This is a genomic window from Bacillus sp. GMs2/2, from assembly GCF_050172095.1.
GTDB classification, from domain to species: Bacteria; Bacillota; Bacilli; order Bacillales; family Bacillaceae_G; genus Bacillus_A; species Bacillus_A cereus.
The window spans coordinates 1-7,307 of sequence record NZ_JBNLYE010000205.1; the positions used below are offsets into that span (position 1 = coordinate 1).

Here is a 7,307-nt window from a genome sequence, read left to right on the forward strand (position 1 = left end):
TCATGAACCCGTTTAAATTATTTTCGTATCTCTTCTTTTAAATCCATATAATTAAAAAGCTCTTTCTATTTCTGTCATTAATTTTTCAGGTCCTGCCCCTTTATTCGATGGAATAACTAAAGTGATTCCTAATTCTGGATATATAGCCGAGCGAAAACTGACGCCTGGATCATATCCCATTACATGATATTTGAATACCTTGTTTTCTCGTGTTTCAATCCATATTCCATATCCGTAGGACTGTTTATCATTTACTTGAATGTGAGGAGTTAAAAGTAATTTTGTATATTCCTTTCCTAAAATTTCATTATTAAATAGGGCCGCCCAAAATTTTAGCATGTCTGGTGCAGTAACATATGCACCTCCATCAGCTCCTCCTTTTATCGGTATAGAGTAGGCGTTTGTTCTCCAATTTTGGTTGGTTTCGTCCTTTATATATCCTAGAGCTGTATGTCTTGGTAATCTATCTAACGAAAAATAGCCAGAATCATTCATGCCAATCGGATTAAAAATGTTCTTTTCTATATACTCCGTAAATTTAATTCCCGTCTGTTCTTCTATTATTAATCCAAGTATGATAAAACCTGCATTGTTGTAGTGAAACTTAGTTCCAGGTGCAAACATCATATTACTTTTTTGGAATAATGATAAAAAGTCTTTTAAGCTCTTTAATAGATACATAGGTGTTTGTTTCCAAAGATCTTCGAAGTTATCCATAATACTTTCATCAAAATAATCTGGTATACCAGCGCTATGCGTTAGTAGTTGATGTATTGTAATATCTTCATCGAAGTTTGGAAATTTTATCTCTAGACAATCTTTTAATTTTGTATGAAAAGAAATAAAACCTTTTTCAACAAGTTGACAGATCCCAATTGCAGTGAAAATTTTACATCCTGAGGCAATGCCAAATCTTGTTTGTATCGTATTGTTTATACATTCACTTTGGTTTGCGTAACCCAAAGCTTTTTCATAGACTAAGTCTTTTTCTTTTTTTACTAAAACTACTCCAGAGAAATCTATTTTCTTTTGTATTTCTTTTACAATTTTATCAATTTCATCTTTTGTTTTTATCACGACAACCACCCTTATCTTTCGGTATTGTTCTTTCCCCTTATTAATTTTTCCATATAAAGGGGAAAGAACCCTTTTATTAAATACGATAAATTGTTAATGAGAACACAAAGTTCATTTCGAATTTATCCCGCTATTTGTGGGCAGTAAGACCCCCATCTCAAAATTCAGCGAAAGCAAAGAAGTTAAGTGGGGACCCTGCTGCCCGTAAAAGCCCGATTGGTGAGGGCTGATAATCAGTGGGGGATGCCCCCTGATTAAAGTTTCACTTTATTGATTCAGTAGAATACAACTTAGATTGTGCTGGGAATAAAGTAAACACACATAAGACGATAGTAATAAATAACATGACCAATGAACCTACAATAACTACAAGTTGTATAGAAATGAACTGAGTCGCAACACCAGATAATATTGTAATAAAGATTGTTACTATCGCAATAACAAGTCCATATATACTCCCAATCCGTCCCATCATATGAACAGGGATATTATTTTGGTAAAATGTATAAAATCCTGTATTTGCATATGCCATTGAAAAAGATAAAATACAGAATCCAATAGCAGCTATTAAAAATACATTTGAAAAAGCATAAATTAAATAACCAATTGTAATGAATAATGATCCTATTCCAATTAGAAGTGAAGGTGCTAATTTCTTTGACAAAATTGTATTTGTTATGGCACCTAAAATAAATCCTGCACCAGCTATACTAACTAGAAAACCATATTCACTATCTGTTAGTAGTAATACCTCTTTCGCAAACGATAGTTCAAGTGAATCAGTAGCGGTTGCTAATACGAACATACTTTGAAATAAGAAGTACACGCATACGACATACACATGTTTTCTACTAAAATTTATAACAGTGTTCCAATCTTTTTTTAATACTGTAAGAGATAATGTATTACTTGTTGTATCCGAAGCTTCTTTCTTATCAAGATTAGGTAAAAGTAATGTAATGAATCCTGATAACAGAAATGCTATAGCATTTATATATATAGCAATCTCTGGTGTACTCGCAATTAATAAAACCCCTGCTATCGCTGGACCAATTAAAAATGCACCAGATCCTATTAAACTACGTAATGAGTTGAAACGTTGTCTTTGTTCTACTGGAATTAATTTCGTCATATGCGTCATAGCAGTTGGCTCATAAATTGCACTGGCCATACTTATAAAGAATACAAATACATAAACAATCCAAAGTGACGGAAGTAAAGGTAAAATAGCGATAAATAACGCACGATATATATCGAGGTGAATCATTAATTTCCGTTTATTTAAACGATCAATCATACTCCCAGACCAAGCGTTTGTAAATAAAGTGGCTAATGGTTTTATTACATATAAAGCAGCAACAGCTAAGGCTGATCCGCCCATATGATAGACAAGTACATTCAATGCTATTAAGTAAATCCATGCTCCTAAATTCGCAATACCAACACCGGACAGTAGTAATAAAGGATATTTCCAATCTTTAAGAAAGTTTTTCATTTTTGGCCCCCGCTTTCCAAATTGTTTTAAAACAATAAAAAAATCCCACCCCCAAGACTTTTAATCTTAGGGACGAGATTTATCATCGCGGTGCCACCCTAGTTTGTTAATATGTCACCATATTAACCTTATCAGGTACTGCATTCTAACTCATGCTTATACCATAGCTCTATAACGGGAGCTCCCGTCACACCATCCCCTAATAATAGGTTCCGATGCGCTGCTCAGAGGCTTGGTTCAATAAAGAATTTTTACTCCTTTTCAGCTAAATGGAGCTCTCTGTAAAAAATTCATTTTATTTACTCTTCTCTTCACTGTATTTGATTTTTTCCATATTATCACAATTATTTTTAACTGTAAATAAAAAATAATCAGATATTTAATAACGTATCTCTATTAATTCATTTATTTATTGTTTTTTCTGAAAATTACGGTGCGTGAAATTACTTACAGCTCTAAAGAAAGAGCCATTTGCATCTAGCTCCTTCCAAATACCTGAATTAATTCGTATTCGCCTCTGTTAACGGTTGTAACGGCGGTTCTAATTCTAGTTCTAGTGTATCTCCTTCTTGTAAATTTTGTCCTTTTTCAATACTTTGGCTCGTTACATAACCTGTACCAGAAGTTTTCAAATCTAATTTCAAAAGCTTAGAGAAATACATAACATCACGCATGGACCAACCTTTTACATTTGGCATTTGTGCGTTATTCCCTAATAAAAATATACGATCCCCTTCACTCATGACCTCGCCAGACTGTGGATATTGTTTTATTATTTTTCCTTCTCCTAAAATTATTGGCTGTAGCTTCTCTTTTTCTACACTTTTCTCTGCTGTACCCATCGATTGATTTACATAATTTTGTACTTTTAATTGAGATTGCTTCGTTGCATCAGCTATTTGTTTTTCTGTATACGGTTTCACCTTTAAATATTCAAGGCTGTTTTTTATAACAGGTTTAAATATTTCAGCAAGAGGCTGAGCTCCATACTCATCTCCTTTTAACTTTGGCTGCTTAATAGCTAAGTATACGATTAACTCCGGATCATCAATTGGAGCCATTCCTAAAAAGGAGAAAATGTAATTCTCTTTCCCTTCCATATATCGGCCGTTTTCAGGATTCGGGATTTGTGCTGTTCCTGTCTTACCTCCAATTGGATAACCATCTACTTTATACATTGTACCAGTTCCTTTTGAAGATGTTATAACACGCTCCATTAAGCTTCTAACCTTGTCCGCTGTTTCTTTTTTTATCGGATTCCCAATTTCTTTCGGTTGATTTTCCATAATAACTTCTTTATTTGTTGGATTTACAACTTTATCAACGATATATGGTTGCATCATTTTCCCGTCATTTGCTATAGCAGTAGCTGCTTGGATTAATTGAATCGGAGTTACTGTAGAACCTTGACCGAAAGAAGTTGTAACCTGTTGAATTTGCGTATTTAATAATAAAGTATTTTTACTTTCTCCAGGTAAATCTATTCCTGTTTTTTGATTGAATCCAAATTTATTCATATATTGCTTAAATTTATTTGGTTTCAGTAACTGATCTTCTAAAATAGAAAAAGCTACGTTTGATGATCTTTCAAAACCTTCATCAAATGTAATTGACCCCCATCCAAATCCACCATTATGATCTTTTATATCAGAGGAACCAACGGAATATTTTCCAGATTGAAAATATTCTTTTCCGTTATATACACCTTCATTAATGGCAGCTGCTAACGTAAAAACTTTCATAGTTGAACCTGGTTCATATGCATTTGCAATCGGATCATTTAAAAAGTATTCGATATCACCTACATTAGGATTGTAACTAGGTTTACTAGACATCGCTAAAACCTTTCCTGTTTTTGGATCAGCAATAATTCCAATTAACATAGAAGGATCATAATGCTCTTGTGCTTTGTTCATCGCTTCTTCTAAAAAGCTATTAATTTGTTTATCAAGCGTTAAATACACGTTATTCCCATTTTTAGCAGGTTCTACTTTACCTATATCATTTGTAAGCGGAATCCCCCTTCGTGTACCCACATATTCTATATTCCCGTTTGTAGAGCGCAAATATTTATCCAAACTCTTTTCAAGCCCAAACTTTCCTTCCGTATTCCCTTTATCATCTGGTCTAGCAAAACCCAGTATATAGGATGCAAAATCTTCATTCGGATACACTCTTGCTTTTTCCGACATAAAAGATACACCTGGTATTTTTAAATCGTTAATTTTTTCCTTCGTTTCCCTAGATAAGTTCCGACCAATTTTCCCAATTTCAACTTGCGTACGCCCTTCATGAAAGTTTTTTAATACTTCTTCTTTATCAATTTCAAGCACATCGGCTAATTGTTGTGCGGTTTCATCTTTATTTTTCACTTTATCTTTTCCTTTTAAATTCACAACAACTCGATATGTTGTAGAATCTTGTACTAACACCTTTCCCGTTTGGTCATAGATAGTGCCACGATTCGCTTCTAAAACACCTTTTTTATTATGTTGTTCATCCGCGAGGTCCTTTACATTTACATTATGCACGACTCCTACTGCCTGAATATAGACTATACGCAAAATCATAATAAGAAACAAAACAATAAAAGCAATCATCATATATCGAGCGCCTTTATTCGTTTGAAGTTTTTGCATACTTATCTCCTCTCTTTTGGAATGGATTCGTACGAAGATGCGTTTTATAATTTGTAGTTTTTGTTTACGATACTATATGTTTCGAAGTTTTCTTTTTAATTCCTTTAAAACAATACGAAACTAACTATTGTTATTTTTTGTTTTTGTTTTATTTAATTAAAGTACGGTGCGTGAAATTTCTGAATATTAACTCCACCAAAACTTGATTGCATATCACTCTAAACTCTTTTCTTATTTACTATAAAAAGTTCCCCTCTGGATTTCCAAAGGGGAACTTTTTATAAGAAAATTATGCGATATGGTTATATTTTGCTAAGAAAGGAATTCGTCTCGCTACTAATGCATACATTTTGAATACGAATTTCGCTATTGGTTCAAACATACGTGTACTTTGCATTACTAAACCGCTCGTAACAAGTGTTATGAAAGCTGCACCAAGTATATCTAAAGGATAATGAACACCTACATACATACGTGATATACCGACTAACACTGCCCATAATAGCGCGATATATTTCAGTTTTTCTCCTCTAAGAATAAATACGAAGGCGATTGAAAATACAAGTACAGAATGATCACTAACAAATGATGAATCTGCTGCATGTGGTACTAATTGATGTACATCATGTGATACGAACGGACGCGGATGGTAATATACCGCATGTATAAGAACATTTACTACTAATGCAATAATAACCGAAAGCGTCGTATATAAAACTGTATATTGTTTTCTAATTGCATTCTCTTTCTTTCCATTATTAAACCATAAGATAAGCATAAATAAAATGGCTACGTATGCAGCGCTATTTGTAATTGCAACCATTATCGTATCTAATAGTTTGGATGAATCAGCAAAATTATTAAACCACTGAAATACTGTGTAATTCATAATACTCTCTCCCTACTTACAAGTGTTCTTGATTTACACAGTATACAATACCATTATGAAAATGGGCTTAAACTTTTCTCATCTAATTCTCATTTTACTATTGCTCATGTGACAATTATAAAACAAATTTTATACGCTATTTATGTATAAAGTTCGTAAACCTTTATAATAAGGCGATTCGTATTTTTTTCATGTTTGGAATACATAACATGTTCATTTAAATATACTAATTGCAAAATCATATTTTTTAATTCATTTGAAGTACAATATTTCCGAATTGTTCTCCACGTTCCATACGGCTTAGTGCTCGAATTGCTTCTTCTAACGAGTAAACTTTATCAATAATTGGTTTAATTTGATGTTTTTCTATAAACTTTATCATCTCATTAAATTCCTCACGGCTACCCATGGATGTTCCCATAATATCAATTTGATTGTAAAATAGCGCGCGTAATGGTAATTCAATTTTATCTCCTGAGCTTGCACCAAAATTCACGATTCTTCCATTTGGTTTTAATACATCAAAATATTTCAAAAAAATTGCTGGACCTATACTATCTATTATTAAATCTACTTTTTCACCTTGTAAGCTCTCTTCCCAATTTCCGGCACTATGAAAAGAAATATCTGCACCATATTTTGCAGCAAGTTCCATTTTATTCTCTACCCTTGAAGTAACACTCACTTTTGCGCCAATTGCTTTCGCGAATAACATGGCAAATGTAGCAACACCACCGCCTATTCCCGGAATTAAAACGTGTTCGCCGCGCTTCAATCTACCTTTAGTAAAAAGCGCTCTATATGCAGTTAATGCGGATAAAGATAAAACACCTGATTCTTCCCAAGTAAGATATGACGGCTTTTCTACAACATTTTCAACTGGTACAATTACATATTCAGCAAACGTTCCATCTTTCGGCCCACCTAGCACTTCCGGTAACTCCGGTACTTCAGTAGCATGTTCCCATCCAATACTAGGATTAATAATAACTTCTGTATGTAGTGTAATATTTGAAACTCCTTCTCCTATTTCTGTAACAATTCCTGATCCATCTGACCCTATTACTAATGGTAGATCCATTTCTTTTCTATTATTTATAATAAATAAATCCCTATGATTTAACCCGGCAGCTTTTAACTTTACTTTTACTTCACCTGCACTAGGACTTATCTTAGGTGAAAATTTATATCCTACTCCCTCTAATCC

The 7,307-nt window shown here is 33.3% G+C and carries 5 protein-coding genes and 1 other annotated feature; all 5 genes read right to left on the bottom strand.

Annotated features, from left to right (window positions below; genetic code table 11):
- Positions 1-51: 51 nt before the first annotated feature.
- Complete coding sequence (locus ACQGS6_RS19940) at positions 52-1,077, bottom strand: serine hydrolase (protein ID WP_322371009.1); 1,026 nt, start codon at positions 1,075-1,077, stop codon at positions 52-54.
- A gap of 262 nt (positions 1,078-1,339) precedes the next feature.
- On the bottom strand, positions 1,340-2,572 hold the full coding sequence (locus tag ACQGS6_RS19945) for an MFS transporter (protein ID WP_426965470.1): 1,233 nt from the start codon (positions 2,570-2,572) through the stop codon (positions 1,340-1,342).
- Between the two features lie 65 nt (positions 2,573-2,637).
- Positions 2,638-2,896, bottom strand: a binding site (T-box leader).
- 176 nt (positions 2,897-3,072) lie between these two features.
- On the bottom strand, positions 3,073-5,211 hold the full coding sequence (locus ACQGS6_RS19950) for a penicillin-binding protein (protein ID WP_001170961.1): 2,139 nt from the start codon (positions 5,209-5,211) through the stop codon (positions 3,073-3,075).
- A 289-nt stretch (positions 5,212-5,500) separates the two neighbouring features.
- Positions 5,501-6,100, bottom strand: coding sequence for an undecaprenyl-diphosphatase (locus ACQGS6_RS19955; RefSeq protein ID WP_001110118.1), 600 nt, complete (start codon positions 6,098-6,100; stop codon positions 5,501-5,503).
- 247 nt (positions 6,101-6,347) lie between these two features.
- Positions 6,348-7,307: zinc-binding dehydrogenase (locus ACQGS6_RS19960; protein WP_426965471.1), on the bottom strand; the 960-nt coding region annotated here is incomplete at its 5' end.